This window comes from Thalassovita mediterranea, assembly GCA_019448215.1.
Classification (GTDB): domain Bacteria; phylum Pseudomonadota; class Alphaproteobacteria; order Caulobacterales; family Hyphomonadaceae; genus Henriciella.
In genome coordinates this window covers 237,910-264,579 of the sequence record CP080408.1, presented here as the reverse complement: position 1 = coordinate 264,579, position 26,670 = coordinate 237,910, and the positions used below count along the sequence as shown (strand labels likewise).

At 61.3% G+C, this 26,670-nt stretch carries 26 protein-coding genes and 1 riboswitch; of the genes, 10 read left to right on the top strand and 16 right to left on the bottom strand.

Annotated features, from left to right (window positions below):
- Window positions 1-77: 77 nt before the first annotated feature.
- The 6 genes from KUV46_01295 to gcvPB all read left to right on the top strand — a co-directional run bounded on the left by KUV46_01295 (window position 78) and on the right by gcvPB (window position 6,566).
- A complete protein-coding gene (locus KUV46_01295; GenBank protein ID QYJ01041.1) occupies window positions 78-1,388 on the top strand; it encodes an acyl-CoA dehydrogenase family protein in 1,311 nt (436 codons plus the stop codon).
- 117 nt (window positions 1,389-1,505) lie between these two features.
- Window positions 1,506-1,597, top strand: a riboswitch (glycine riboswitch).
- A 191-nt stretch (window positions 1,598-1,788) separates the two neighbouring features.
- Entirely contained in the window at window positions 1,789-2,943 is a 1,155-nt protein-coding gene (gene gcvT, locus KUV46_01290) for a glycine cleavage system aminomethyltransferase GcvT (protein ID QYJ01040.1), read from the top strand.
- Between the two features lie 13 nt (window positions 2,944-2,956).
- Window positions 2,957-3,346 carry a glycine cleavage system protein GcvH gene (gene gcvH / locus KUV46_01285; GenBank protein ID QYJ01039.1) on the top strand — a complete coding sequence of 130 codons (390 nt, stop codon included), beginning with the start codon at window positions 2,957-2,959 and terminating at the stop codon, window positions 3,344-3,346.
- A 3-nt stretch (window positions 3,347-3,349) separates the two neighbouring features.
- A complete protein-coding gene (gene gcvPA / locus KUV46_01280; protein ID QYJ01038.1) occupies window positions 3,350-4,696 on the top strand; it encodes an aminomethyl-transferring glycine dehydrogenase subunit GcvPA in 1,347 nt (448 codons plus the stop codon).
- Window positions 4,693-5,004: a hypothetical protein gene (locus tag KUV46_01275; GenBank protein ID QYJ01037.1), complete on the top strand. Its 312-nt coding sequence runs from the start codon at window positions 4,693-4,695 to the stop codon at window positions 5,002-5,004. The genes gcvPA and KUV46_01275 overlap by 4 nt, the downstream gene beginning before the upstream one ends.
- A complete protein-coding gene (gene gcvPB / locus KUV46_01270; protein QYJ01036.1) occupies window positions 5,001-6,566 on the top strand; it encodes an aminomethyl-transferring glycine dehydrogenase subunit GcvPB in 1,566 nt (521 codons plus the stop codon). Before KUV46_01275 ends, gcvPB begins: the two co-directional genes overlap by 4 nt.
- 35 nt (window positions 6,567-6,601) lie before the next feature.
- On the opposite strand, the gene KUV46_01265 is transcribed toward gcvPB, so the two are convergent.
- Window positions 6,602-7,795, bottom strand: coding sequence for an acyltransferase (locus KUV46_01265; GenBank protein QYJ01035.1), 1,194 nt, complete (start codon window positions 7,793-7,795; stop codon window positions 6,602-6,604).
- Between the two features lie 266 nt (window positions 7,796-8,061).
- On the opposite strand from KUV46_01265, the gene KUV46_01260 reads away from it, so the two are divergent.
- Window positions 8,062-8,328: a hypothetical protein gene (locus tag KUV46_01260; GenBank protein ID QYJ01034.1), complete on the top strand. Its 267-nt coding sequence runs from the start codon at window positions 8,062-8,064 to the stop codon at window positions 8,326-8,328.
- An 89-nt stretch (window positions 8,329-8,417) separates the two neighbouring features.
- Here KUV46_01260 and KUV46_01255 read toward each other — a convergent pair whose 3' ends face one another.
- The 8 genes from KUV46_01255 to KUV46_01220 form a co-directional block, all read right to left on the bottom strand.
- Window positions 8,418-9,020, bottom strand: coding sequence for an ATP F0F1 synthase subunit B (locus KUV46_01255; protein QYJ01033.1), 603 nt, complete (start codon window positions 9,018-9,020; stop codon window positions 8,418-8,420).
- 6 nt (window positions 9,021-9,026) lie between these two features.
- Entirely contained in the window at window positions 9,027-9,575 is a 549-nt protein-coding gene (locus KUV46_01250; protein QYJ01032.1) for an ATP F0F1 synthase subunit B, read from the bottom strand.
- A gap of 92 nt (window positions 9,576-9,667) precedes the next feature.
- On the bottom strand, window positions 9,668-9,904 hold the full coding sequence (locus KUV46_01245) for a F0F1 ATP synthase subunit C (GenBank protein QYJ01031.1): 237 nt from the start codon (window positions 9,902-9,904) through the stop codon (window positions 9,668-9,670).
- Window positions 9,905-10,016: 112 nt separating this feature from the next.
- Complete coding sequence (locus KUV46_01240; protein ID QYJ02331.1) at window positions 10,017-10,775, bottom strand: F0F1 ATP synthase subunit A; 759 nt, start codon at window positions 10,773-10,775, stop codon at window positions 10,017-10,019.
- A gap of 20 nt (window positions 10,776-10,795) precedes the next feature.
- Window positions 10,796-11,155 carry an AtpZ/AtpI family protein gene (locus tag KUV46_01235; GenBank protein QYJ01030.1) on the bottom strand — a complete coding sequence of 120 codons (360 nt, stop codon included), beginning with the start codon at window positions 11,153-11,155 and terminating at the stop codon, window positions 10,796-10,798.
- A gap of 161 nt (window positions 11,156-11,316) precedes the next feature.
- Window positions 11,317-14,778 carry a chromosome segregation protein SMC gene (smc, locus tag KUV46_01230; protein QYJ01029.1) on the bottom strand — a complete coding sequence of 1,154 codons (3,462 nt, stop codon included), beginning with the start codon at window positions 14,776-14,778 and terminating at the stop codon, window positions 11,317-11,319.
- Window positions 14,779-14,805: 27 nt separating this feature from the next.
- The gene (locus KUV46_01225) at window positions 14,806-15,603 is read right to left on the bottom strand and encodes a DsbA family protein (GenBank protein QYJ01028.1); all 798 of its coding nucleotides are present in this window, start codon (window positions 15,601-15,603) and stop codon (window positions 14,806-14,808) included.
- 36 nt (window positions 15,604-15,639) lie between these two features.
- Window positions 15,640-16,206, bottom strand: a complete 567-nt coding sequence (locus KUV46_01220) for a DciA family protein (GenBank protein ID QYJ01027.1) — start codon at window positions 16,204-16,206, stop codon at window positions 15,640-15,642.
- A 19-nt stretch (window positions 16,207-16,225) separates the two neighbouring features.
- Between KUV46_01220 and KUV46_01215 the strand changes: the two genes are divergently transcribed.
- Complete coding sequence (locus KUV46_01215; protein ID QYJ01026.1) at window positions 16,226-17,287, top strand: A/G-specific adenine glycosylase; 1,062 nt, start codon at window positions 16,226-16,228, stop codon at window positions 17,285-17,287.
- On the opposite strand, the gene KUV46_01210 is transcribed toward KUV46_01215, so the two are convergent.
- The 6 genes from KUV46_01210 to KUV46_01185 form a co-directional block, all read right to left on the bottom strand.
- Window positions 17,282-19,024, bottom strand: coding sequence for a cation:proton antiporter (locus tag KUV46_01210; protein QYJ01025.1), 1,743 nt, complete (start codon window positions 19,022-19,024; stop codon window positions 17,282-17,284). The genes KUV46_01215 and KUV46_01210 overlap by 6 nt on opposite strands.
- A gap of 78 nt (window positions 19,025-19,102) precedes the next feature.
- The gene (locus KUV46_01205) at window positions 19,103-20,185 is read right to left on the bottom strand and encodes a site-specific DNA-methyltransferase (protein QYJ01024.1); all 1,083 of its coding nucleotides are present in this window, start codon (window positions 20,183-20,185) and stop codon (window positions 19,103-19,105) included.
- A 100-nt stretch (window positions 20,186-20,285) separates the two neighbouring features.
- Complete coding sequence (locus KUV46_01200) at window positions 20,286-21,419, bottom strand: PA0069 family radical SAM protein (protein QYJ01023.1); 1,134 nt, start codon at window positions 21,417-21,419, stop codon at window positions 20,286-20,288.
- Window positions 21,420-21,508: 89 nt separating this feature from the next.
- Window positions 21,509-21,922, bottom strand: coding sequence for a BLUF domain-containing protein (locus tag KUV46_01195; protein QYJ01022.1), 414 nt, complete (start codon window positions 21,920-21,922; stop codon window positions 21,509-21,511).
- Window positions 21,923-22,009: 87 nt separating this feature from the next.
- Window positions 22,010-22,609, bottom strand: a complete 600-nt coding sequence (locus KUV46_01190) for a TIGR04282 family arsenosugar biosynthesis glycosyltransferase (GenBank protein ID QYJ01021.1) — start codon at window positions 22,607-22,609, stop codon at window positions 22,010-22,012.
- Between the two features lie 13 nt (window positions 22,610-22,622).
- The gene (locus KUV46_01185; GenBank protein ID QYJ01020.1) at window positions 22,623-23,306 is read right to left on the bottom strand and encodes a TIGR04283 family arsenosugar biosynthesis glycosyltransferase; all 684 of its coding nucleotides are present in this window, start codon (window positions 23,304-23,306) and stop codon (window positions 22,623-22,625) included.
- Window positions 23,307-23,420: 114 nt separating this feature from the next.
- On the opposite strand from KUV46_01185, the gene KUV46_01180 reads away from it, so the two are divergent.
- Window positions 23,421-23,897, top strand: coding sequence for a hemerythrin domain-containing protein (locus KUV46_01180; GenBank protein ID QYJ01019.1), 477 nt, complete (start codon window positions 23,421-23,423; stop codon window positions 23,895-23,897).
- Between the two features lie 180 nt (window positions 23,898-24,077).
- Here KUV46_01180 and KUV46_01175 read toward each other — a convergent pair whose 3' ends face one another.
- Window positions 24,078-24,872: a uracil-DNA glycosylase gene (locus KUV46_01175; GenBank protein QYJ01018.1), complete on the bottom strand. Its 795-nt coding sequence runs from the start codon at window positions 24,870-24,872 to the stop codon at window positions 24,078-24,080.
- 98 nt (window positions 24,873-24,970) lie between these two features.
- Between KUV46_01175 and KUV46_01170 the strand changes: the two genes are divergently transcribed.
- Window positions 24,971-26,659: an electron transfer flavoprotein-ubiquinone oxidoreductase gene (locus tag KUV46_01170; GenBank protein QYJ01017.1), complete on the top strand. Its 1,689-nt coding sequence runs from the start codon at window positions 24,971-24,973 to the stop codon at window positions 26,657-26,659.
- The last annotated feature ends 11 nt before the right edge of the window (window positions 26,660-26,670 follow it).

The following is a 26,670-nucleotide window of genomic DNA, read 5'->3' as shown; positions in this document are numbered from 1 at the left end:
CATTGATGCCCCCCACGGGCCCGGTATCCTTGAGCGTAAACAGATCAGATCGCGCCCAAGCGCCAGGGAGGTTTCACATGGACTTCAACATTCCGCAGGACATCGCCGACTATCTCGTCGTGCTCGACAACTTCATCGAAGAGAAGATCAAGCCGCTCGAGAACAAGGACGACAATATCCGCTTCTTCGACCATCGCCGCGAATGGGCCCGAACGGATTTTGACAATGACGGGCTTCCCCGGCCTGAATGGGAAGACCTGCTGCGTCAGGCCCGCAAGCTCGCCGATGAGGCAGGGCACCTTCGCTATGCATTGCCGAAGGAGTTTGGCGGTCAGGACGGTTCCAATCTTGGCATGGCGATCATCCGCGAGCATTTCGCGCGCAAGGGTCTCGGCCTGCACAATGACCTGCAGAACGAGCACTCAATCGTCGGCAACTTCCCTCAGATCCTGATGCTGCGGGACTTTGCCCGTCCGGATCAGAAGCACCTCGCAGATGCGGCCCTAAAGGGTGAGTTCCGCGCCTGCTTCGGCCTGACGGAGCCTGACCACGGCTCTGACGCCACGCACATGGAAACCCGCGCTGTGCGTCACAAGAAAGACGGCAAGGATGGCTGGCTGATCAATGGCGCGAAGATGTGGATCACGGGTATGCATGCCGCGTCCCACATCATGATGTTCTGCCGTACGTCCGGGAATGATGGCGACGCGAAGGGCATTACCTGCCTCATCACGCCAGCCCGCGACCCGGCGATCGAGATCGACGAGTATATGTGGACGTTCAACATGCCGACCGACCACGCGCGCTTCTACATCAAGGACCTCTGGGTGCCGGAAGATGCGGTCTTCGGTCCGCCGGAAGGCGGCCTCGCGCTCGCCCAGCACTTTGTCCACGAGAACCGTATCCGCCAGGCTGCAAGCTCTGTCGGTGCGGCGATGTACTGCATCACCGAAGCGATCAACTATGCCAATGAACGCAAGCCGTTCGGCAAGGCGCTCTCGCACAATCAGGCGATCCAGTTCCCGCTTGTGGAGCTTGCGACGCAGGCAGAGATGCTGCGCCTCCTGATCTTCAAGACGGCCTGGGAGATCGACCAGATGTCCAAGCCAGACGTCGCAATCTATCTCTCCGACAAGGTTTCGATGTGTAACTACTACGCCAACCGGCTCTGCTGTGATGCGGCCGACCGCGCCATGCAGGTGCATGGCGGCATGGGTTATTCGCGCCACAAGCCGTTCGAGCACATCTACCGTCACCACCGCCGCTACCGGATCACGGAAGGCTCCGAGGAGATCCAGATGCGCAAGGTCGCCGGCCACCTCTTCGGCTTCATGGGCCCGAACAAGGGCAAGAACCGCAACGAGCCGTTCGACTTCGCCGTCCGCTAATTGCCCGGAGTGGCCTGACCTGCCCAAGATCAGGTCAGGCTGCAAACTGGAGTCAGATCGAGGCGACGTTGTGCTTGCCGGGATGCTGAATCCGAAATAGTTTGCACCTCAAGTGATGACTCCCTCCCGGGAGAGAGCAGGTCCTTGTGCCTGCCGCCGAAGGCGCAACCGCCCCGGAAACGCTCAGGCAAAAGGACCGGGAGAGACCTAAACGCTGGAAAGAGGCAAGCGGGCCATCAGAAGACCCGCAGCAGGCCTCGCCGAAGGAGCAAGCCGCTTCGACCTCCTCACCTTGAGCGAAGTCGAAGGAGGCGGAATCTCTCAGGCACCGAGACAGCGGGGGCGGCCAACCATCCGGATCATCCGGAGTGGACGGCCGTTACCAATGTCAAAGGGTGCCATGGCTGACCAATCAATCGATACACTTCGCAGAACACCGCTCTATGATCTCCACCAGGAGCATGGCGGCAAGATGGTGCCGTTCGCCGGCTATGAGATGCCGGTCCAGTTCGAGGGCGTGAAGCCTGAACACCTCTGGACCCGCGAGCATGCTGGCCTCTTCGACGTTTCTCATATGGGGCCGTGCTTTCTCTATCTGAAGGAAGGTCTCGGCCAGCCGGGTGCGCATGAGAAGATTTCTGCGCTCATCGAGCGTCTCGTGCCAAGCGCGATCTCGACACTGAAGCCGGGGCAGGGGCGCCTGACCGTGTTGCTGAATGATGAGGGCGGCATTCTCGATGACCTCATCATCACCCGCATGCCTGACGCCAGTCTGGACGGGATGCTCTACATCGTCGTCAATGGCGCGGTGAAGCATGACGACTGGGCGCTTATCCGCGAGAAGCTGGCGGGCGAAGCAGAGCTACAGACCGCTGACGACCGTATCCTCGTCGCCCTCCAGGGGCCTGAGGCTGAAGCGGTCCTGATCCCACATTTCCCGGAAGCGGCTGAGCTGAGCTTCATGCGCTGTGCCCACGTCCAGAAAGATGGTGAGCGCTATATGGTCTCGCGCTGTGGCTACACGGGCGAGGACGGGTTCGAGCTGCTGCTACCGAACAACGAGACCGGCCTTGCCTATGTGCGCGGCCTGCTCGCTGATGAGCGCGTCAAGCCGATCGGTCTTGGTGCACGCGACAGCCTCCGCCTTGAGGCAGGGCTTTGTCTCTATGGCCACGACATGGATACGAGCCGCACGCCGGTCGAGGCAGACCTGCAATGGGTCATCCAGAAGTCGCGCCGCGAGCGCGCTGATTTTCCCGGCGCGGAGAAAATCCTGAAACAGATCGCTGACGGCCCGGCCGAGAAGCGCGTTGGCATCCTGCCGCTGGAGCGCGCGCCAGCGCGTGAAGGCACCGAGATCCATGTCGACGGAGAGCTTGTCGGCATGGTGACGTCCGGCGGCTTCGGCCCCAGCACGGACGGGCCTGTCGCCATGGGCTATGTGCGCGCCGACCTCGCCGAGCCCGGAACGAAGATTGACCTCATGGTGCGCGGCAAGGCCCGCGCCGGAGAGGTCGCTGCCCTGCCATTCGTACAACCAAACTACAAACGTTGAGGATACTCGCCAGATGACGCAATTCACCCAGCAGACCACCTTCTATACCGAAGACCATGAATGGGTCACCGTTCACGGCGACCTCGCAACGGTCGGCATCACCCGTTACGCCGCCGAACAGCTTGGCGACGTTGTCTTCGTCGAGACACCGGAAGTCGGCAAGACTTTCAAGAAGGGTGACGAGATGGCCGTCGTGGAGAGTGTGAAAGCCGCCTCTGATGTCTATGCGCCGCTCTCTGGTGAAGTGATCGACACCAACAGCGCGCTCGCTGACTCCCCTGAGACAGTGAACGAGCATCCTGAAGGCGAAGGCTGGTTCTGCGTGATCAAATTCTCTGACGGCGCCGAGACCCGCAACCTGATGGACAAGGACGCCTATTTCGAGTTCTGCAAAGGCCAATAAAACATGCGCTACCTCCCCCTGACACCTGAAGACCGCAAGGAGATGCTGGCCACGATTGGTGCAGCCTCCATCGATGATTTCTACACCGATGTGCCTGAGGCTGCGCGCCTCGGCGGCAAGATTGCCGGCCTGCCTGATCATCAGGGGGAGCTTGCCGTCGAGCGCCATATGGGCGCGCTGGCGGCCAAGAACCGGACAGCCTCTGAGGGGCCGTTCTTTGTCGGTTGCGGCGCTTACAAGCACCATGTTCCGGCAACTGTGGACCACATCATCCAGCGGTCCGAATTCCTAACGACCTATACGCCCTACCAGCCTGAAATTGCGCAGGGCACGCTGCAGACCCTGTTCGAATTCCAGAGCCAGGTCGCGGCGCTGACCGCGATGGAAGTCGCGAATGCGTCCATGTATGATGGCTCAACCGCCTGCGCGGAAGCTGCTGTCATGGCGTGCCGTGTGACGCGGCGCCAGAAGGTCATCCTGTCAGGCGGTCTGCATCCGCATTATGCCGCTGCAACCCGCACCGTCTGTGAGGCGCAGGGCATCGAGATTGTCCAGCTGGCCCCCGGTATCGATGCAGAACTCGCGCTCGCAGAGGCTGTCGATGACGAGACGGCCTGCGTTATCGGCCAGAGCCCGAACGTCTTCGGTACTGTCACTGATCTGACGCCGGTTGCAGACGCTGCGCACGAGAAGAAAGCGCTTCTGGTATCTGTCTTCACCGAAGCTGTCTCCCTCGGTATGACCATGCCGCCGGGCGAAATGGGCGCCGACATCGCGGTTGGCGAAGGCCAGTCCATTGGCAATGCGCTCAACTTTGGCGGCCCTTATGTCGGACTTTTCGCCTGCTCGAAAAAGCTGATGCGGCAGATGCCTGGACGGCTCTGCGGCGAGACAGTCGATGCCGACGGCAATCGCGGTTTCGTGCTGACGCTCTCAACGCGCGAGCAGCACATCCGCCGCGACAAGGCGACATCGAACATCTGCACCAATGCGGGCCTCTGTACGCTGGCCTTCACGGCGCACATGACGCTGCTCGGCGAGAAGGGCCTTGGTCATCTGGCACAGCTCAACCATGAAGCCGCCTGCATGCTGGCTGATGCGCTTGAAGGTGTGTCTGGCGTCGAACTCCTGACACCGCGCTTCTTCAATGAGTTTGCATTCCGTATTCCAGGCGATGCAGGCGACGTGCTTGAGAAGCTGGACGGACTTGGTGTCGTTGGCGGTGTGCGTGCCTCGCGCCTCTATCCGGGCAAGGGCCTCGACGATGTCATCATCGCTGCCGCGACTGAATGCACGAGCGAGGCCGACATCAAGGCCTATGCAGGCGCGCTGGCAAAGGTGCTGGCATGAGCGAAGCCCCCCAGCATCAGGAAGCCTGGGAGCATAAGCGGGCGATCCGTGAGTATGAGGATTTCCTTGAGGAGATCTTCCTGCGCATGGGCGCCGACAAGGCGGCGATCAGCCGCCGAAAGTCCCAGTTTCAGGAGATCTATGACGATCCCGAAACCTGGCGCGACCCTCAGGACTTCAAGAAACTCTATGCTGATCTGCGCCGGGAAATCCTTGCCCTCGGCGCCATCCATGTCAGCGCAGCCAACAAGCGTCTGAAAGAGACATTCGGACCAAACACCCAGCATTTCGTGGAGGCTCAGGCATGAGCATGAATTCACAAGGTCGTCCAACCAGCCCGTCGGCGCCAAGCGCCCAGCCAGCGATTGAGACCGTTTCGGGCTCACGCGGCCTGCAGCAGCGCGAAGACCTGATCTTCGAGACAGGCTCCACCACTAAGACAGGCGTTGACCTGCCAGCGCCCAAGGGCGGCATGGACCGTCTCGGCGGCGTGACTCGCAAGAAGAGCGTTGGCTTGCCGGGCCTCTCAGAGCCTGAAGCAGTGCGCCACTATGTGCGCCTCAGCCAGCAGAACTATGCCATCGATCTTGGCCTGTTTCCGCTCGGCTCGTGCACGATGAAGCATAATCCTCGCCTCAATGAGAAAGTCGCGCGGATGCCGGGCTTTGCAGACATCCACCCGCTGCAGCCGCAGTCGACCGTTCAGGGCGCGCTGGAGCTGATCGACCAGCTGGCAACATGGCTGAAGACGCTGACCGGCATGCCAGCCGTCGCGATGAGCCCGAAGGCCGGCGCGCATGGCGAGTTCTGCGGTATGATGGCGATCCGCGGCGCGCTGATCGCACGCGGCGAGATCGAGACGCGTACGCGCGTTCTGGTGCCAGCCTCTGCGCACGGCACCAATCCGGCAACGGCGGTCCAGTGCGGCTTTACCGTGGACGAGATCAAGGCCGATGCGCGCGGCCGGGTCGACATGGAAGACCTCAAATCGAAGCTGGTCGACAGCTCGGATATTGCAGGCATCATGCTGACCAACCCGAATACGTGCGGCCTGTTCGAAACCGATATTCGCGAGATTGCCGACCTCATCCACGAGGCTGGCGGCTATTTCTATTGCGATGGCGCGAACTTCAACGCCATCGTCGGCCGTGTTCGTCCGGGTGACCTTGGCGTCGATGCGATGCACATCAACCTGCACAAGACCTTCTCCACGCCGCATGGCGGGGGCGGCCCGGGTGCTGGCCCGACGGTGCTCTCCGAAGCGTTGGCTGACTTTGCGCCTGTGCCTTTTGTCGTTGAGGAAGACGGCGTCTTCCATCTGGTCGAACAGCGCAGCGGCGAAGGCTCCGATGCCTTTGGTCGCCTCTGCGCCTTCCATGGCCAGATGGGCATGTTCACGCGTGCGCTGACCTATATGCTCAGCCACGGGGCAGACGGCCTGAAGCAGGCGGCGGAAGATGCCGTCCTGAACGCAAACTATCTCCAGTCACGTCTCAAGAAGGTGATGACCCCAGCATTCGATGGCTACTGCATGCACGAAGCGCTCTTCTCTGACGCGTTCACGGCGGAAGGAATCGAGACGCTGGATATCGCCAAGGCGATGATCGATGAGGGCTATCACCCGATGACCATGTACTTCCCGCTGGTTGTGCATGGCGCCATGCTGATCGAGCCGACCGAGACGGAGTCGAAAGCCGAACTAGACCGGTTCTGCGAGTCGCTTCTCTCCATCGCCGAGAAAGCCAAGGCCGGCGATGAGAGCCTGAAAGGCGCGCCTTATCTCGCGCCGAAGCGCCGCCTCGATGAGACGCAGGCTGCGCGCAAGCCCGAGCTTCGCTGGAGTGAGCCGGACAAGATCGCGGCAGAATAAGTTGAGAGATGGCCGGGCGATGTCCCGGCCATTTTTTACCAGATGGCCGCTTTGATCGGGGCGGGCTTCAGCTGTGCATTCGTGTCTTCGAAGAGGTCTTTCCGCCAACGGCCGGTCAGGGCCATGGCAGGCTTTTCAAACAGGTTGAAAACGAGGCCAGCGAATATGATGCTCGCGACCGCGCAGCAGATATAAAAGAACAGATTGTCGAGGATGCCGGGGGCACCGAGCGAGAACAGGCCCTCAAGGCCCGTGCCCTGCAGGCGGGCGGCCAGCGCGTCGAAGATCCGCCGAAGGCCGCTAAGCACGAGCGTGTGTCCTAGGTAAAGCGCATAGGACCAGTCCCCAAGCACGACCATGGAACGCGGCACCTTCACCCGGTCTTCAGCCTCCAGCGCGGCGGCACCATAGACGATCAGGATACTTGGGATCCCGAAGAAGAGGACACGGCCCCAGCCGAGTGTGAAATCCGTGGGGTAGGGCTGCAGGTAAAGGGCGGTAACGAAGGTAATAAGACCGATGATAAGTATCGTCAGGGGCTTGAAGCGCCTGCCTGATGAGATCAGCAGCGCTGCGGCGCAGCCACCCAGGAATTCAAGCGTAAGGGGGTGGACCAGCAGTGTTAGGTAATCTGTCGCGACGGGGGTCTGCAGGCCCGTCAGCGTGCCGAGCAGAATGATCGCGGCCCAGCCCAGAAGGCCGAGTGGCAGGAAGCGGCGTGGCAACAGGATGAGCAGTGCAAAGCCGACATAGAAGTGCATCTCGTGCACCAGTGTCCAGCCGACACCATGAACCGGTACGGTCTGCTGAGGAAGCAGGGCATAGGAATAGATGAGGTGGAGCGTGGAGTTCTCACGCATCATCCGGCTTCCGTCCTCAAGCGTCTCAGCGCCGAATGGCACCCCGCCATAGGCCATGAAGAAATAGCCTGTCATGATCGCCGCAAAGAGCCACCAGAGCGGATAGATGCGCGCGGCCCTGGCGAACAGAAATGCGCCAGCCGTGGTCAGGCGCGGCTGCACCTTGCCGGTCACATAGACCATGATGAAGCCGGAGATCACAAAGAAGAAGTCGACGCCAGAGAAGCCATTCTGGACGAAAGTCGAGAGCAGGGGCGCTTCGTCGAGCCCCTTGCGCATGATGGCATCCATCTCGATTGCGCGAGTGTGATAGACGAGGACGAGCAGCGCGGCGACGGCGCGGAGGGCCTGTATTGTATGGAGCTTCAAGGCGCCGCTTCCCTCTACTGGATTTCCAGGTGCCTTCGTCCCGGATCGGGTTGTGTGTTCTTGCGTTGTCATGACATGGCCCGCGCGAGAAGCAAAGGCTGCATAGCAATCACATTTGCCGCATAGCGCTGCACGATCGGCGTGCGCATCTAGGCAACTGGCTGAGGGAAACCATATAGGAAATGATGGCACGCGAACCTCTTGAAACCGACATGCCGCTGCCTGCTGAAATGAATGCAACACGCAGGCGTTTTGGAACTGTGACTATGGGCCTCCAAGCCGCCATGAGGCAGTGTCTCGCGGCACTTGGTGCTTTCCTGATTGCAATTGCGATCCCGATCGGCCTGTTGACCCCGTTTCTTCCTATCGGCCTCCCACTCGCCATTATCGGCGTGGTCCTGCTTGGCCGTAATGCCGTGTGGGGACGCCGCTGGATGGAAGGCATGCTGGAGCGCCATCCGCGCCTCGAAAAGTTTGCGCCCAACTGGCTGATGCGGGCCGTGTTCGGACGCGAAAAGCGCACGCGGACGTGAAGCCTATTTTTTCAGATCATAAAAAAACGCCCCGCTGAAAGGCAGGGCGTTCTTTTTGGTATGTGAGACTGCCTGTGCGGCGATTAGCGCTAGTTCAGCGCCTTCTCGATATCGGTCAGCGCCTTGGTGAAAAGGTCACCGCGCTGAGGGGAATTGGCGACAATGTCCTTGGAGGCGCGGGTCGCAGCATTTGCAGCAGCGCGGCGCACATCATTGGTCGCTTCGGCTTCAGCGCGCGCGATACGGGCCTCAGCCTGCGCTTCACGGCGAGCAACCTTTTCAGCAAGATCCTTGCGAGCCTGCTCAACCATCATCTTGGCGTCAGCCTTGGCCTGCTTGATCATTTCTTCAGCAGCCTGGTCAGCTTCTTTCTGCTTGCGCTCTGCTTCTGCGAGGGCCGCAGCTGCTTCTTCGCGAAGCTGGCGCGACTCATCAAGCTGGCGCTTGATCTCGTCAGCACGGCTGTCGAGCGCAGACGTAATTGCCTTGAGAGCGCCCATCGAGATCGCGATCAGAAGGAAGGCGACGAAGGCAGCGAAGGCGAAATTGGTGGCCGCATCCGTGAAAGGGTAGGCAAGGTTGCCGAAGCCTGTCTTGGTCTCGTGGCCTGCTTCTCCAGCGGGCGCAGCGAGCGCAAGCGGCGCAGCGAGTGCTGCGGCGGTCAGCATGGATGAAAAACGTCCAATCTTCATGATCGTCTAGCCTTCCTGCTGCGTGTTGCGGGCGACGGCCTGACGGGCGTCGGCTTCTGTCACAGTCACGCCGAGGCGGCCAAGCATGGCTTGTGTCGCGGAAGTCGCAATCTGTTCGACATTGGACATGGCGTTGGTACGAAGCGTCTGGATACGGGCTTCGGCCTCTGCGAGGCGCTCACCGAGATCAGCATCGACCTTGGCGGTCTCAGCGGCGATCTCTGCTTCGACCTTTTCGCGGGCCTTGTCAGCGGTGTCACGGGCCTTGCCGCGTGCTTCTGCAAGCGCGAGGTCCTGCTGTTGCTTCGCTTCCTTGGACTGCTCGTTAAGGCGGGCAGCTTCATCGAGCGAGTCAGCAATCGTGTCTTCGCGGTTCTCGATCACGCCGCCAAGCTTTGGCAGGATGAAACGCGAAAGCGCGAGGTAGAGAATACCAAACAGGATGGCCAGCCAGAAGAGCTGTGACGGGAAATGCCACGGATCGAACGGCGGGAAAGAGGCCCCACCGGCGGCTTCGCCGTTAGCGGCCGGAGCTGCAAGCGACAGGAAATTCATGGCGCGACCTTATCAGTCTGAATGGTTGAGACTGGCCCGCGCGCAGTCGATGCGACGGGCCAGTCCAAATCAATAGTCCGGAAAAGTCTTCGTTAGACGACGAAGAGGATCAGGACGGACACCAGGAAGGCCAGGATGCCGAGAGCTTCAGCAAGGGCCATACCGATGAAGAGGTTGCCGGTCTGCTGAGGAGCAGCCGATGGGTTGCGCATGGCAGCGTCAAGGAAGCTGGCAAAAATGTTGCCCACACCGAGCGCGGCACCGATCATGCCGAGAGTTGCGAGGCCTGCACCAACATATTTGAGGCCAAGAGCGATATCGCCTTCCATTTCGTGTCTCCTTTGAGGGATTGGCGTTGGTTCGATTTGATGCCCGTGAAGCCTGTTCGGCGGGGCGCGTCAAGTGTTGAGGCGCGGCTCTTTTGGCCGCACCGGCGAGAAACTAGTGCGATGGGTGAAGCGCGTCGTTGAGATAGACGCAGGTCAGGATCGCGAAGATGTAAGCCTGAAGGCCTGCAACGAGAAGTTCAAGCGCGTTGATGGCGACACCCATTGCAAAGGCGAGAACACCGACAACACCGAGGAGCGCCGTGCCTGCCAGCGCCGCAGCGAACAGCTGGGCAGCAAAGGTGGCAAACAGCTTCAGCATGATGTGACCGGCAAGCATGTTTGCAAAGAGACGAAGCGCCAGTGTCACAGGACGTGCGATGAAGGAGATGACCTCAATCGGCACGAGAATGAGATAGATGAAGAACGGCGCGCCGGACGGGGCGAAAAGTTTGAAGAATTTCAAGCCGTTCTTGTAGAGGCCATAGATGATCACGATAGAGATCACGAGCAGGGCCAGCGCGCCGGTGACGACGATATGGCTGGTGGTCGTGAAGGCGTACGGCACCATGCCGATCATGTTCGCGAAGAACACGAAGAAGAAGAGCGTGAACACGAACGGGAAGAATTTGAGACCTTCCTCGCCCGCCGTGCTGCGGACCATATTGGCCACGAAGCCATAGCCGATCTCAGCGATGGACTGCGAACGCGAAGGGATGAGCTTGCCGCGCGAAGCTGCAAGGCCGAAGAAAACGATGATCAGCGAAACGCCCAGCAGCATGTAGAAAGCTGCGTTGGTGAACGAAAGATCGATGCCGCCAATCTGAAGTTCGAAGAGTTTCTTCACTTCGAACTGGCTCATCGGGTCAGCCATCTGGTGGAAGGAGAGGTTCATCAGCCCTGTTTCCCGTTTTCCGGACCGTTGGTCTGGTCCGTTCCCTGAGTTTCCGCATATGCCGTTAACTGGCGATAGGCGCGTATAACACTAAGGATTCCGGCTGCAAGGCCGAATCCCAGCCAGACAAGCAGTCCCCAGGGCTCTGTCTCGAAAACCTTATCGAACCAGTATCCGATAAGCAGTCCGATCACGATGCAGCCGGCCATCTCCGCGCCGTAGCGCAGGGCCATGCCAGCCCCTGAGTTCACGTTCTCCTGATCTGTCTCGCGTTTGCGTTTCCTGGCTTCCCGCGCGTCATTGTCGGCCTGCGCTTTCGCAATCCGCGCTGAAAGATCATCACGCTCAGGACCGGCCATGGGGAATCGCCTAAATGCCGCTCGATACAGACCCGGGGAGGACCCCATGTCTTTCGAGCCGGAAGCTATTTGAGGGGGTGGGCCAAGTCAAGCCGACCGGATTTGTCATAAGCGTTTGATTGTAATGAGAAAAGTGACAAATGCGCTTTTGACGCATGCGCCTACTCAGCCGCGACCAGTTCTTCAGCCGCATCAAGGTCGACAGAGACCAGTTTGGACACGCCTTTCTCGCGCATGGTCACGCCGAACAGGCGGTCCATACGGCTCATCGTGACCGGATTGTGTGTGATGACGATGAAGCGTGTATTGGTGCGACGGCGCATCTCATCGAGCAGGCGGCAATAGCGGTCGACATTGGCGTCATCGAGGGGCGCGTCGACCTCGTCCAGCACGCAGATCGGGGCAGGGCGCGACAGGAAGACAGCAAAGATCAGCGCCGTCGCTGTCAGGGCCTGCTCACCGCCCGACATGAGCGACAGCGTGCCGAGGCGTTTGCCCGGTGGCTGCGCCATGATCTCCAGGCCGGCGTTCAGAGGGTCTTCGTCGTCAACCAGGCGAAGTTCTGCCTCACCGCCGCGGAAGAGCGTGGTGAACAGCGCCTTGAAGTGCTCATTCACCCGCTCGAACGCCTCAAGCAGGCGCGCACGCCCTTCATCATTAAGTGCCATGACGCCTTCGCGGAGGCGGGCAATCGCCTTGATGAGATCATCTTTCTCGGTGGCCTGCATGCCGAGACGCTCTGCGAGCTCCTCGGCCTCGGCTTCGGCTTCCATGTTGACGCCGCCCAGCTGGTCGCGGTCACGGCGCAGGAAGTCGAGTTGGCGTTCAGCTTCTGAAGGATCGAGACTCTCGATCTCTTCGTCCTCAAGCCCAGCGCGGGCAAGCGTGATGAGCCCGGCCGGCGCGCGCTGGAACTGGTTGCGGGCCGCTTCGACCGCATCGGTCAGGCGGGCCTCGGCATTTTCAACTCGCACCTTGGCGCCGGCGAGCGCCTCGCGAGCTTCAACTGCGGCGTTGGAGGCTTCTCGCGCTTCAGTTTCGCTCTCGCGCAGAGACGCTTCTTTCTCTGCCAAGGCATCAGCCGCAACGCGGCGCTCTTCTTCCAGTGTCTCGACCCGCTGGGCGAGCGCGTCGATATCAGCCTGCATGTCTTCGGGCTTCGCGCGTGCCGCTTCTGCCTCGCCAGCCGCTTCACGGCGCCGGGCAAGAAGGTCTTCCAGTCGCTGCTCGCTTGCTGCGAATCGCCGCTCCCACCGTTCAACGTCGCGGGCGAGGCCTTCGCGCCGGGCAATGGCCTGTTCGCGGTTGCGGGTAATGTCGGCGAGCTGGCCGCGATATTCGGTTTCGTCGCTGCGGGCGCGGGCAAGGGCTTCGCGCGCGTCGGTGAGTTCAGCCTCAAGCTCTGCGAGATCTTCCGGCGCGCCACCGATGGAAACAGAGTCGAGCGCATCCTCGACGCCGCGAAGGTCTGATTCGACACGGGCGAGCGCTTCGCTGGCCGATTCGCGCTTCACGTCGGCGCGCTCAGCGGCTTGCCGGGCTTCTGCGGTGGCAGAGCGGGCGCGGTTAAGCTCTGACGCTTTTGGAGAGACTTGCTGGCGCGCGTCTTTCAGGTCGCGTTCGGCGCTCTCGCGGTTTTCCCGTGCTTCGGACAGCTCAGCCGTTGCCGATTCGAGGCGCGTGCGGGCGGGGCCGATTTCGGCCTCTGCTGCATCGAGACGCGCCTGCTGCGCGAGGCGTTCAGCGGCAGAAACGGGCGCGTCAGGCGTGCGCGTGAAACCATCCCAGCGCCAGAGATGCCCTTCAACGGAAACGAGCCGCTGGCCGGGTTTGAGATGAGCTGCAAGGCGCGGGCCCATTTCAGCCGGGACAACGCCGCATTGTGAGAGCCGCACGGCAAGTTCAACTGGCGCTTCCACATGAGTGGAAAGCGGCGCTGCGCCTTCTGGCAGGGCGGACGTCTCGATGGAGCTGCCGCCCCAGTAAAGCGGCGAATCAGACCGGGTTGATGCCTGAAGGTCATCACCAAGCGCGGCGGCGACGGCTTTCTCATAGCCATCATCAGAACGGATCCGGTCAATGACGGGCGGTGCCTTCGGGCCACTGGTCGGCTGAAGCAGGCGTTTGAGGCCTGCAATCTCAGACTCCAGCGTCCGCACCGCCTGATCTGCCTGATTGCGCGGGCCCTGGGCAGCGGTTTCGCTGGCGCGGGCCTCAACCAGAGCCTCGTCGGCAGCGTCCACGGCGCGTTCCGCATCATGCAGGGCGATCTCTGCGGCCTCTTCAGCCTTTTCAGCAGCAGCGAGGCGTTCAGCCAGGGCAGCTGTGTCCGGCATCTCACCCAGCTGCTGGCGGAGCCGGGCCGCATCGCTTTCAAGCGACTGCTTACGGCGTCGCTGCTGGTTCGCATTGGCTTCGGCTGCCTGACGCGCCGCTCTCAGCTCGGCGAGCTTTCCGCCAAGCTCATCAGCGCGCGTCTGCGCAGCCTCCAGGTCCGTGCGGGCCTGTTCCAGCTTCTGCTTTGCGTCAGCTTCCAGTTCTTCATTGGCCTCGGGGTCTTCAGTTGGCAGCGCGGCCAGCGTTTCGCGTGCTTCGGCAAGGGCGCTTTCGGCCTCTTCCTTCTGCGATTGCTCACGCTCGATATCGGACATGATCCGGCGCGCTTCGCTCTCATGGCGGGCCAGGAGCTCGGCAGCGGTCTTGCGCTCGGTTTCAAGGCGGGCAAGGTCAATCTTGGCCTGGCCCAGCTTTCCGGAAATGGCCGCTTCAACATTGCGCAGCGGCTGGATGCCGTCGCCTGCCTCGATGCGGCGTGTCTCTGCAATGGCCGAGGCGCGGGTGAGCGTCTCGACGGCGTCGCGGCAGCGGATGAGTTCTTCCTCGGCAAGCGTTTTGGCTTCAGTAGCCGTCTGCCAGCGAAGATGGGCAAGGAAGGCTTCCAGCGCGGCGATCTTGTCGGAAAGCTCTTTGTATTTCCGTGCCTTGCGGGCCTGGCGTTTCAGGCTTTCGAGCTGTCGTTCTACCTCGGCTGAAACTTCAGACAGGCGTTCGAGATTGGTTTCAGCGGCGCGCAGCTTCAACTCGGCTTCGTGGCGGCGGGTATTGAGGCCCGCGATACCGGCGGCTTCCTCAAGGATGCGGCGACGGTTCTGGGGCTTGGAGCCGATCAGCTCCGAGATCTGGCCCTGACGAACCAGCGAAGGAGAGTTTGCGCCCGTAGAAGCATCCGCGAAGATGAGCTGGATGTCCTTGCCACGTACCGTTCGCCCGTTGAGCTTGTAGGTCGAACCAGCGCCACGTTTCAGGCGGCGCACGACTTCCAGCGTGTCGGAGGCATTGAACTCCGGCGGCGCCGTGCGGTCCGAATTGTCGAGAACGAGGGTGACTTCAGCCAGTTCGCGGGCTGGGCGGCTTTGCGAGCCGGAGAAGATGAGATCGTCCATCTCGCCGCCGCGCATGGCCTTGGCGGAACTGGCACCCATGGCCCAGCGAAGCGCTTCGAGTAGGTTGGACTTGCCGCAGCCATTCGGGCCAACAATGCCTGTCAGGCCCGGATGGATGGGGACTTCCTGGGGTTCAACAAAGGATTTGAAGCCTGCAATGCGCAGTTCTGAAATGTGCAATGCAGGCTCCCCAACTGAATGGAAGGCTTATTGCTGCGGCGCAGCCTCACCTTCGGTTTCGTCCATGGACTCAGTGTCACTGTTCATAGATTCGCCTGACATGTCGCCCTCATCAGTCATGGCGGGGGTTTCAGCCTCTTCCATGCTCGCTTCGGTGGCAGCCGCTGGTGCGTCCTCGCCAAGGGCTTCATCGAGCATCGATTGCATCCCTGTCCACTGGCGCCACTCAAAACCTTCCAGCTGTTCGCCATTGAGGAAGAGGGTCGGCGTTGCGTTGACGCCAGCCTCGTCACCTGCGGCAACAGAAGCGGAGATGGCGCGGCGGATATCGGAATTGTTCAGACAGGCGTCGAACTCTGCTTCGTCAGTGATGCCGTGATTGGCAGCGATCTGCTGGAGAGCCTGCTTCACCTGGCCGCCCTGACGGGCAAGGCTAAGGATGGCGGTCTGACGGGAGAAGAGCTCATCGAGCACGTCGTAATACCGGTCTTCACCAGCGCAGCGGGCAATGGCGAAGCCTGCAACGGAGATATTGGCCGGCGCCGTCGGGAATTCGCGAAAGACGTAACGGACCTTGCCGGTTTCGACATAGTCTTCTTTCAAATTGCCGACGACGTCATTGTGGAACTGGAGACAGGCCGGGCAGGTCCAGGATGCGTACTCGACGATGGTCACGGGCGCATCTTCTTCACCAAGCGTGATTTCCTGAAGCGCCGCGCTGTTCGGGCCTTCACCGCTCTCATCGCCTGACGCCCCGCAGGCGGTCATTGTCAGAAAGGATACGGCCAGAATAGCGGTCCGGCGGGTCAGGGTATTCATTTTCATGACTTCTTCTCTTCAGGATTGGTAGGTCAGGGCCGGTCAAGTCTGATCCGGCAAATTATTTGTCTCATCGCTCGCTAGCACAGCTTCGCCCAGCGCCAAAACTGCCTCTCGCAAGGCGCGGTCTTCTATCTTTGCGACTGAAGCCTCCAGCGCAGCGCGCTCCTCGACTGTGAGGGGACGGCGGTTACGCACAGGCTTCGTGGCAGGCTGGCGCGCAAGCGGTCCCTGCTTGATGCGGATTTCGGAGATATCGCCGCCCAGTGCAACAGAAACGCGCTGGCGGATCAGCTCGCTCTGATGCTGGATCATGGTAGACGCTGCCGGGATGCAGGTCACGGTGAGCACGCGCCCCTTGCCTTTGCCGCCGGAGCCGACTTTTTCTGGCTCACAAACCCGTGCGATCTGCGCGCCGACGGTCTCGGCCCAGATCAGCTTTAGCCGGCCAATGGCCGGGCCCTTGTCGGGCACGCGGTCGCGGGTGATGCGCTGGCTGAGTGTGCCGATGGTTTTCGGGGCCGGGGCAACCGGTTTGGCGCGGGCATGGCGCAGCCTGATCCGGGCACGGGCTTCTTCCAGCGGGTCGAGGCTTGATCTCATCACCATGAACGTGATTGTGCCCTGCATGGCGAAACGAGAAAAGGCCGCTTCTGCGGCTGGCGCGCGCTTTGACGGGCTGCCTGATGCACTTCTTGACTGGTATGGGCGTCATGCGCGCACGCTGCCCTGGCGGATTGGCCCGGGTGAGCGCAGCCGAGGCGTCGTGCCGGATCCTTACCGTGTCTGGCTGGCGGAGATCATGCTGCAGCAGACCACAGTGCCGCATGCTGCTGGGTATTTCGAAGCATTCACCCGGACATGGCCCACGGTAGAAGCGCTTGCCTCAGCTGAAGATGGGGACGTCATGGCGGCTTGGGCGGGCCTTGGCTATTACGCCCGTGCCCGCAACCTCCTGAAATGCGCGCGCGAAGTCGCTGCGCGGGGCAGCTGGCCGCGGACAGAGGCGGGTCTTCGGGAACTGCCGGGCATCGGCCCTTACACCGCCGGGGCCGTCGCAGCGCTGGCCTTCAATCAGCGCGCCGCCGCCGTCGATGGCAATGTCGACCGCGTCTTCGCGCGCATCCTCGCCGCAAAGGGTGAGTGGAAAGACGAGAAGCGGCGCATCGCGGACCTGGTGGGTGAGCTTGTTCCGGCAGACAGGCCTGGGGAGTTCGCAGAAGCCCTGATGGACCTCGGCGCCACCATTTGCACACCAAAACGCCCCAACTGCCTGATCTGTCCTTTGCGGGCGTGGTGCGCGGCGCATGCGGAAGGCGAGCCAGAGCGCTATCCCATCAAACCCGCCAAGAAGGCCAAGCCGGTCAGGTTCGGCGAAGTCTATATCGTGCGCGGGGCATCAGGCGTCGCTGTGGAGACACGGCCGCCGCAGGGGTTGCTTGGCGGCATGCTCGGCCTTCCGACGACGGACTGGCGCGAGGACGGAGCAGCTGCCCGGCTGGAATGGGTAAAGGGCGCGCAGGAGATCGGTGAGGTCAAACACGTCTTCACCCATTTCGAACTGCGCCTGAAAGTGCTCACCGTGCAGGCGGAAGGCGCGTCTCCGGACGGATATGAGCTGCGCGACGCGGACACGGTCGCAGATGCCCTGCCGAGTGTTTTCAGGAAAGCGCTGAAGCTTGCCTCATGATGTTTCGCGAGTGCCAGCCCGATAGGCCTCGTCCCGCTCCGCAGCGAGAAGGTCTCGTACGGTCTCATTGGCGTAACCAAATTCTTCGAGCACTCGGCCGGAGAGCTGCAGGGCAGCCTCGATCGCGTCCGGGATGACATAGGTCGCACCGGCGGCTTCCAGCTCTCGCCCATGTTCCGCGTCGCGGGCCCGCACCATGATGGGAAGGGCAGGGCGCTTCTTGCGCACCGCTTCCACCATCTGGCGTGCGCTGGCGGCGTTATCGACAGTGACAACCACCATCGACGCCCCGGCAAGCCCCGCTGCTTCGAGCATTTCAGGCCGTCCCGCATCGCCGATGGAGACCTGCCAGCCTTCCCGACGCCCATTTCGGACAAGTGACGGGTCGCGCTCGACGATCACGATATCGGTATTGGCCTCTGACAGGACGCGCGCAATCGTCCGCCCGACCCGGCCGAAGCCCGCGATAATCACGTGGCCGTCCAGGCGTTCAAAGCTTTGCTGCTCTGGCTCATGTGCGGGCTTCACAGGCTCAAAGCGCTTCGCGAGAATCTGTCCCAGCCGTGAGGTGGCCGGAATTAGCAGCATTGATAGGCCTGCAATCGCGGTAACCGGCGTCGCCTGCTGAGAAGTGAGCAGGCCAGCGGCGGTCGCAGATGCCATCACGACGAAGGCGAACTCACCTGCTGGGGCGAGCAGGAACGCGGCCTCGGTGGCAACAGGCCGGGCTGCCCCGAAGAGGCGCGTACTGGTCCATGCAATCGCGAGCTTGAGGGCCAGCATCGCCGCGAGGCCTCCAAGCACGAGCGGGGCGAGCTCTACGATGACAGCGAGGTCGATGCTCATCCCGACCGTCATGAAGAAGATACCAAGGAGCAGCCCCTTGAACGGGTCGAGATCGACTTCGGTCTGGTGGCGAAACTCTGTCTCACCGAGCAGGAGGCCCGCAAGGAACGCGCCGAGAGCTACTGACAAACCGGCAGACGCGGTGATCACGGCCGCGCCAATGACGGTGAAAAGCGTGACGGCCATCAGGAAGTCGCGCCCGCCTGCCTGCGCTGCCAGCCTGAAGACCGGGCGCACGGCAAAGCGGCCAATCGCGACAATGACAACGAGAGCGAGAAGGCCTTCACCGAGCGCGCGCAGCACGTCGCCTGCAAGGCTGCCGCCGCTTTCGGCAGACAGGAAGCTGATCAGGATGAGGATCGGCGCGACAAGGATGTCCTGAAAGAGCAGTACGCCTAGCGCTGCCTTGCCCGTTGGGCCGGTCGCTCGGTGCTCACTGGTCAGTGTCTGCATTACGATGGCGGTGGAGGAAAGCGCGAGCGCGAGGCCAATAATGGCCGCTGCAGCAGGCTCAAGCCCGATCAGCCACAGAGCGACGCCGATGGCGATAGCGCTCGCCACCGACTGCAGCGCGCCCGCGCCAAAGACGGCGTCCTTCATGCGCCAGAGCTTCTCGAAGGAAAGCTCCAGCCCGATCAGGAAGAGAAGGAAGAGAATGCCAAGCTCAGCAAATGGCGCTGCGGCTTCTGGCTCACCGACAGTGATGAACCGGACCGGGGCCCAGAGGTCTTCCAGCGTGCCGAGGCCATAGGGGCCAAGCACCACGCCAGCGATCAGGAAACCAGCCACCGCAGGCACGCGCACCAATCGCAGCGCTGGCACGATGATGCCAGCGGCGAACAGAAATACGAGCATGTCCTTCAGGAAGATTTCCTGACCTTCGTGTCCCATACCTTGTCTTTCGACACGATCCGGGCGCCTGCGGCAAGGCAGGGTCTTCCCTTAGGCTATGACCATTGAGGTAAGAGCCTAGTTGAGGCCCATTTCCTGACGGTAGCGGCGGCGCAGAAGGTCGATCGGCGCAAGGTCGCCCTTGGGCGATTCGTAGTGCCAGAAGGTCCAGCCATTACAGGCTGGCTGTTTCATGACATGAGCACCAAGCCGGTGGATCGAGCCGGATGCGTCGCCTGAAGACAGGCTGCCATCGACGCGGATACGGGCATGGTGGCGTTTCTTTGGCGACCAGAGGCGGTCACCCGGTTTCAGCCAGCCATTCTCGACAAGTGCGCCAAATGGCACGCGGGGCAGGGCACGTGCGCCCTTCTGCGTTTCCAGCGCGTCGCCTTCGAGCGGCGTGATCGCCGACAGGCGGGCGCGCGAGAGGCGGATATAGGATGGGTCCTGCTCGATGCCGACATAGTCGCGGCCCAGCATCTTGGCGGCGGCGGCCGTCGTGCCGGTGCCAGAAAACGGATCGAGGATCACATCGCCCGGATTCGTGGTCGCGAGGATAACGCGCTTCAACAGCGCCTCCGGCTTCTGAGTCGGATGGGCCTTTTTGCCCTGAACATCTTTCAGGCGCTCGGACCCGGTGCAAAGCGGGATGGTCCAGTCGGAGCGCATCTGTTTGTCTTCGTTGAAGGCTTTCAGCGCATCGTAATTGAAGGTGACGCGCGACTTCTCGGTCTTGCCGGCCCAGATCAGCGTCTCATGCGCGTTCTGGAAACGGGTGCCCTTGAAGTTCGGCATCGGGTTCGATTTCAGCCAGATCACATCATTCTGGATCCAGAAGCCGCTATCCTGGAGGATCGCGCCGACGCGGAAGATGTTGTGATAGGAGCCGATCACCCAGATCGCGCCATCATCCTTCAGGACGCGGCGGCATTCGGTCAGCCACTGATGGGTGAACAGGTCATAGGCGTCGAAGCTGTCGAACTGGTCCCAGGCATCATCGACGCCGTCGACATGCGACTGGTCGGGACGTGTGAGCCCGCCGCCTAGCTGGAGGTTGTAGGGCGGGTCGGCGAAGACAAGGTCAACGGACTTGTCCGGAAGGCGCGACAGCACGTCGACACATTCGCCTTCGATGATCGTATTGCGGACCAGATCCATACTTGATTGCCCTCTTGCGCGCGATTCGGTTTCAGGCGCGCATCCCGCAGGAATTTGGTTATTCAATCGTTACGCCCACCCGCCCGTGCGCAGACGTTTTTCAGAAAGCCAACCGCATCTGCCCGCTCGGCGGCTCTGGTGGGCGGAAAAGATCGGTGCGCAGGCGAGGGCGAGCCTCATCAAGACCGAGCCGTCGCGCGGCTTTTTTGAAGCGCTGGGAAATGATCTGGGCGTGGACCCCGCGTCCGCGCCCCCGCTCGAACCAGTTTGAATCATAGTCCTGACCGCCGCGCATATCGCGCAGTGTGTTGATCACTTTTGCCGCGCGGTCCGGATAATGTTCTGCCAGCCATTCATGGAAGATGTCCTTCAGCTCAAACGGCAGGCGGAGCACGACATAGCCCGCGCTGGAGGCGCCATTCTCGGCGGCCGCTTCAAGAAGGTCTTCCATCTCCGGCTCATTAAGGGCCGGGATGATCGGAGCCGTCATCGCGATGATCGGGATGCCCGCTTCTGTCAGCGCTGATATGGTCTGCAGCCTGCGATAGGGCGCCGCTGCGCGCGGCTCCATCAGGCGCGCAAGCCGGGGGTCTAGCGTCGTCAGCGACACGCCAACCCGGGCGAGTCCTTTCTCTGCCATTGGCGCGATAAGGTCGATGTCGCGCTGGATCAGCGCTGACTTGGTCAGCAAGGTGACCGGGTGATTATGCTCTGACAGGATTTCCAGGAAGGTGCGTGTCAGCTTCAGCTGTCGCTCCACCGGCTGGTAGGCATCGGTATTCATGCCAAGCGCGATAGGCCGCGGGACATAGGACGGGCGCGACAATTCCTTGCGCAGAAGGGCAGGGCCTTCCGGCTTGAAGAAGAGCCTGCTTTCGAAGTCCAGGCCCGCTGACAGGCCGTGATAGGCATGGGTGGGCCGTGCAAAACAATAGACACAGCCATGCTCGCATCCCCGATAGGGATTGATCGTCCGGTCGAAGGAAATGTCCGGCGAGCGGTTATAGGTGATGATCGTGCGCGCGCTCTCGCGGGTGAGTGTCGTATCGAGACGTGCGGCGCTGTCCTCGATCGTGCCCCAGCCATCATCAAAGGCGTCGCGTGTCTCGCGCTCGAAACGGCCCGTCTGGTTGGAGATGGCGCCGCGCCCGCGATGCTCATGCCTCTCAGCGCTGTGCGATACGTCGAGATTGGTGACGCGGCCTTTCGGGGGAAGTTTCTGGTTCAGTCTCATGGGGGAAGGAAACCATGAGAAAAAGAACAAAACAAGAACAATATGGGCGCGATGAAGCGCCCATCCACAGGCGAATCAGCGTCAGCCGCCTAGTCGCCGCGTGTGTCGAAGCTTTCCAGGATGGTGCGGAAATGGCGCGCCAGAGATGATGGCAGGAACAGCGCAATATCCTTGGTGATCGTCATGCCGTCAGGGGCGACACCGTGCGAGGCCGGCACGATCTGCAGAAGCATCGGGGCTTCTTCAAACTCGCGCACGCTCGTGCGGTCGCGGTAGATGACGACCACATTGCGGTGGCGCTCATCCTTGCAGATGTCTTCGAAGATCTTCTCGACTTCTTCTTGCGGCCCTTCAAGGACCTGCATGAAGTTCGTGCCGTTAAAGAGTAGAATGCCCGTTATGTTGCAATCGCGGTTTCTGGTGATTGCAGCTTCCAGAATACTCTGAAGATCAACAGACGTCAGCGTGCGCGTGGCGACACTGACATAAGCTAATTTGTACATGGCGGACCCTCTTCGATAGGCCGGGACATGGAACTATTTGGCAGGTGGCGTCGATAACCTGTATCAATAAAGCTGTTCATCCCGGCCTCAATGCTTGTGTTTGTACAGTTGCCAGTCGCGCCGTGTATCTATGTCGATCAGCTGCGGTAATAAAGTTATAGTCACTTCATTTGGCAGATTGCTCCACACATCCTCCATCGCATGAGGACTGGACCAGCGGACATCTTCAAAAAGACATGGGCCGCGCAGCTCGCGCGAAATGCCAAACAACCAGAAGCCGCCATCGAGCGCGGGCCCGAACACGGCGGAGCGTCGGCCGAGATTGCGGGTCGCCTCCAGTATCAGGTCGGTGCGAAGGCCTGGCGCGTCCGTCCCGATGAAGATGACAGGTCCGGGAGGGGCTTCCATCATGGCATGGGTGAGGCGCTCACCGAGCGAGCGGCCCCGCTGGGTCCGCCGCTCGAGCCGGGCAGGCCAGAGCCCACCAAGTGTGGATGACATCAGTGATGATGGGTCGACCATAAGGCGCGCGTGCCATGCCGGGTGTTCGCTTTGACTGATTGTGTGTGCGGTGAGGCTCCGGGCCATACGGCGCGCAGCGACCCGGCCAATATCTGCTGCGAGGCGGGTCTTGGAGGCCCCGATGCGCGGAGCCTTGGTGAAGATGAGAAGCGTGGGTCTTGTCATTCTGGGGCGATACTCAGCGATAGGCGGCTGCCAGCTTTTCCGGACTGGCGCCAAGCAGGTAACGTGTGGTCAGCCAGGCATTCTTCCAGCTGCGCTTGCGCCAGCCATCACGCTCATACTTGGCGGCGGATGTCCGCGCCTCGGCCGAGAGCATGTGGAGCCTGCGCTTTCCAATCGCCCGCACCAGCGCGACATCTTCCATAAGAGGCAGGTCCTGATAACCGCCCACCTCTTCATACAGGCTGCGGGGCAGAAGCAGGCCCTGATCGCCATAGGGCAGGCCAAGCAGTTTCGCGCGCTGGTTGGCCCGCGCAGCGACATGCTTCGCCATTGGATGATCAGACCGGAAGGCGAGGGTGAAATAGGCCGCTTTGCCCGCCGCATTCTCCATATGGTCGCGCGCGCGCTCTACCCAGTCGCGGGTCAACGCGGTATCGGCATGCAGGAAAAGGAGCCACTCGCCTCGGGCGGCTTCTGCGCCAGCGGCCAGCTGCTTGCCGCGTCCCGGTTCGCTCTCAATCATTGATGCGCCAGCGGCGTCGGCGATCTCTGCGGTGGCATCGGTGGAGCCGCCATCGCTCAACAGGACTTCGCGGATAAGGCCCGCCTCGGCGCCCGGCATCAGGCTCGCCAGGCATTGGGGTAATTCACCGGCGGCGTTGAGGGTCGGGATGATGACGGACAGAGGCGCTGGCATGAGCAGATCTCGACAAGGTTCAAATTGTCGCGCGAACAGCGCCACGACTGGCGGAACGGCTTCCTGAGACTGGCGTTTAAGCAGTGTTCGAAACACGAAGGAAGAGGACCAACCATGTCCACGATCTACGAGACACTGAAGAAAGACCACGACAAGCACCGCGAGATGCTCGACCTCATCGCCAGCACGAGCGGCGACAATGAGATGCGCCGCGACGTCTGGGACAAGTTCTACCACGATGTCAGCGCGCACGCCGCAGCCGAGGAAGAGACCTTCTATTCCAAGCTCATCGCCACAGAAGACGGCCAGCCGGAAGGGCGCCACTCTGTTGCCGAGCACAAGGAGCTCGACGATTTGATGGAAGAGCTGAACGACACTGACATGTCCTCACCTGCCTGGCTCACCAAGTTCAAGAAGCTCAAGGACCGTTACGAGCACCATATGGAAGAGGAAGAAAACGACGTCTTCCCGGTCGCGAAAGAAACTGTCGGCAAGGACGGGAACGAAAAACTGGGAGCTGCGTTCAAGAAGCGTAAGGCAGACGAAATTGAGCTTGTCGAGGAAAAAGCCGAAGAGAAGCTCGAAGAGTAGATTAGACAGATGGGACACCCAAGGAAGCTGGACCGCACATCCGGTGGACGTCCATCAAAAAGAGGCTGAAGCGTCCCTCCCCCTCGCGCTTTACCCTCTCAAAAAGCCCCGGAGCGCATCCCCTCCCCCTCCCTCGCGCTCCGGGGTTTTTTAATGCGCGGACGAAACTTCCACCGTCAGCTAGCCCAGCCCCTCAAGCCGTTCCTGTATCTGCAGCAAGTCTCGCCAGGCGCGGCTCTTTTCTTCAGGGCGGCGCAGCAGGAAGGCTGGATGGAAGATCGGGAAGAGGGGGCCTGAATAGCCACCGGGCGTCTCGAATGTCTGTTCGGTGCCGCGCAGCTTCATGATGCCGATGGAGGCATTGAGCAGCGACTTTGCAGACACACCGCCGGCCGCGATGATCAGCTTTGGCTGGCCAAGCTCCACCATCCGGTCGACGAACGGACGGCACAGCGCCAGTTCATCATCGGTCGGGTTCCGATTGCCGGGTGGGCGCCAGTAATTGACGTTGGTGATGAATGTGTTCGTCGCGCGCGACAGGCCGATTGCGCCAAGCATCCTGTCCAGCAGCTGACCCGCTCGCCCGACGAATGGCAGGCCTTGCTTGTCCTCTTCGGCGCCCGGGCCTTCGCCAATCACCATGACGGGGGCACCCTCAACCCCATCGAAGCAGGCAGCGGTTCGCGCTGCCTCTTTGAGCAGGCAGCCATCAAATCCCTCAATGGCCGCCTTGAGTTCGGCAAAGCTGGACGCGGCTTTCGCAAGGTTACGCGCTTCCTCGACCCAGTCCTCATGGCCTTTCTCTTTCGGAATGCGGCGCAAGGCACGTGTCTGCGCAGGGGCAGGCCCTGCGTCAGGTCTTGCGCGCGCAGCCTTGGTCAGGGCGCGGATCTCTGCCTCATCGGCCTCCACACCCATCTCCGCCCACCAGGCGCGCAGCGCCTCAAGCGCCTGAATTTGTTCCGTCTGAGACATTGAGACCCTTTGGAATTCTGGCAAATCGACTGTAGACCGGACTGTGACTATGTACAAAGCGGGCTATCACACGTGGCCTCAGCCGGGAGAGACAAGATATGACCGAAGCGGTGGAACGCGAATCCATGGAATTCGACCTCGTGATCGTTGGCGGTGGGCCTGCAGGCCTGTCAGCTGCGATCCGGGCGAAACAGCTGGCCAATGAAGCAGGCGAAGAGCTTGAAGTCGTCGTGCTGGAAAAAGGCGGCGAGATTGGCGCACACATCCTTTCCGGCGTGGTGCTCGATCCAAAAGCCCTTGATGAGCTGATCCCTGACTGGCGCGACCGCGACAACAAGCCGATCTATACCGAAGTCACTGCCGACAAGTACAAGCTGCTCGGCCCGAAAGGCTCCATGGGTATGCCGACCTTCGGCTTCCCGCCTTTCATGCACAATCATGGCTGCTTCACCGGCTCACTCGCGAACGTGACCCGCTGGCTGGGTGAAGAAGCCGAAAACCTTGGCGTTCAGGTCTTCCCGGGCTTTGCAGCGTCCGACGTCGTCTACGGCGAGAATGGCGAAGTCAAAGGTGTCGTCGCCGGCGTCATGGGCATTGCAGCAGATGGCAGCCACAAGGGCGACTATGAGCCAGGCATGGAGCTGCTTGGCAAATACGTCCTCTTCGCAGAGGGTGCCCGCGGTTCGCTGACCAAGCAGGTCAAGGCGAAGTACGACCTCGAAGCCGATTGCGACCCGCAGAAATACGGCATTGGCCTGAAAGAGGTCTGGTCCGTCCCGGCAGATCATCCTGAATTCAGCGCGGGCTATGTGCAGCATACCTTTGGCTGGCCGGTTCAGGACAAGGACGGCAATGGCGGCGGCTTCCTCTACCACTTCTCCGAAGGCGGTGAGAACTATGTCTCCGTCGGCTATGTGGTCCACCTGAACTACAAGAACCCGTGGCTCTCTCCGTATCAGGAGTTCCAGCGCTACAAGCACCATCAGGACATCAGCAAATTCCTCGAAGGCGGCAAGCGCGTGGCTTACGGCGCCCGTGCGATCACTTCTGGCGGCGTGCAGTCCGTGCCAAAGCTCGCCTTCCCGGGCGGCGCACTGATCGGCTGTTCTGCCGGTTTCGTGAACCTGCCGCGCATCAAGGGCTCTCACAATGCGATGAAGACAGGCATGCTGGCAGCTGAGGCCGCCGTCGAGGCCGTGCGCGAAGGTCGCCAGAGCGACACGCTGGACGCCTATGAGACCGCCTACAAGGACAGCTGGGTCTACAAGGACCTGTCGCAGGTTCGCAATTCCAAGCCGCTGATCAGCCGATATGGCACGCTCGCAGGCGCCGTGCTGGCCATGCCGGACATGTGGCTGCGCTACCTTTTCGGCTTTGGCTACCTGCCAACGCTCAGCCACAAGAAGGCTGACCATGAGTATCTGAAGCCTGCCGACCAGTGCCGGAAGATCGAATACCCGAAACCGGACGGCAAGCTCAGCTTCGACAAGCTGACCAATGTCTCCTTCACCAACACCAACCATGCTGAAGACCAGCCGGTGCACCTGATCGTGAAGGATATGGAGCTGCAGAAGCGTTCAGAGCATGACGTGTTCGCAGGCCCGTCCGAGCGCTACTGCCCGGCCGGTGTCTATGAGTGGGTTGAGGAAGACGGCAAGGAGCCGCGCTTCCAGATCAACGCGCAGAACTGCATTCACTGCAAGACATGCGATATCAAGGACCCGAACCAGAACATCAACTGGGTCACGCCTGAAGGCGGCGGCGGTCCGGCCTATCCGAACACGTAAGGTTCGCATCC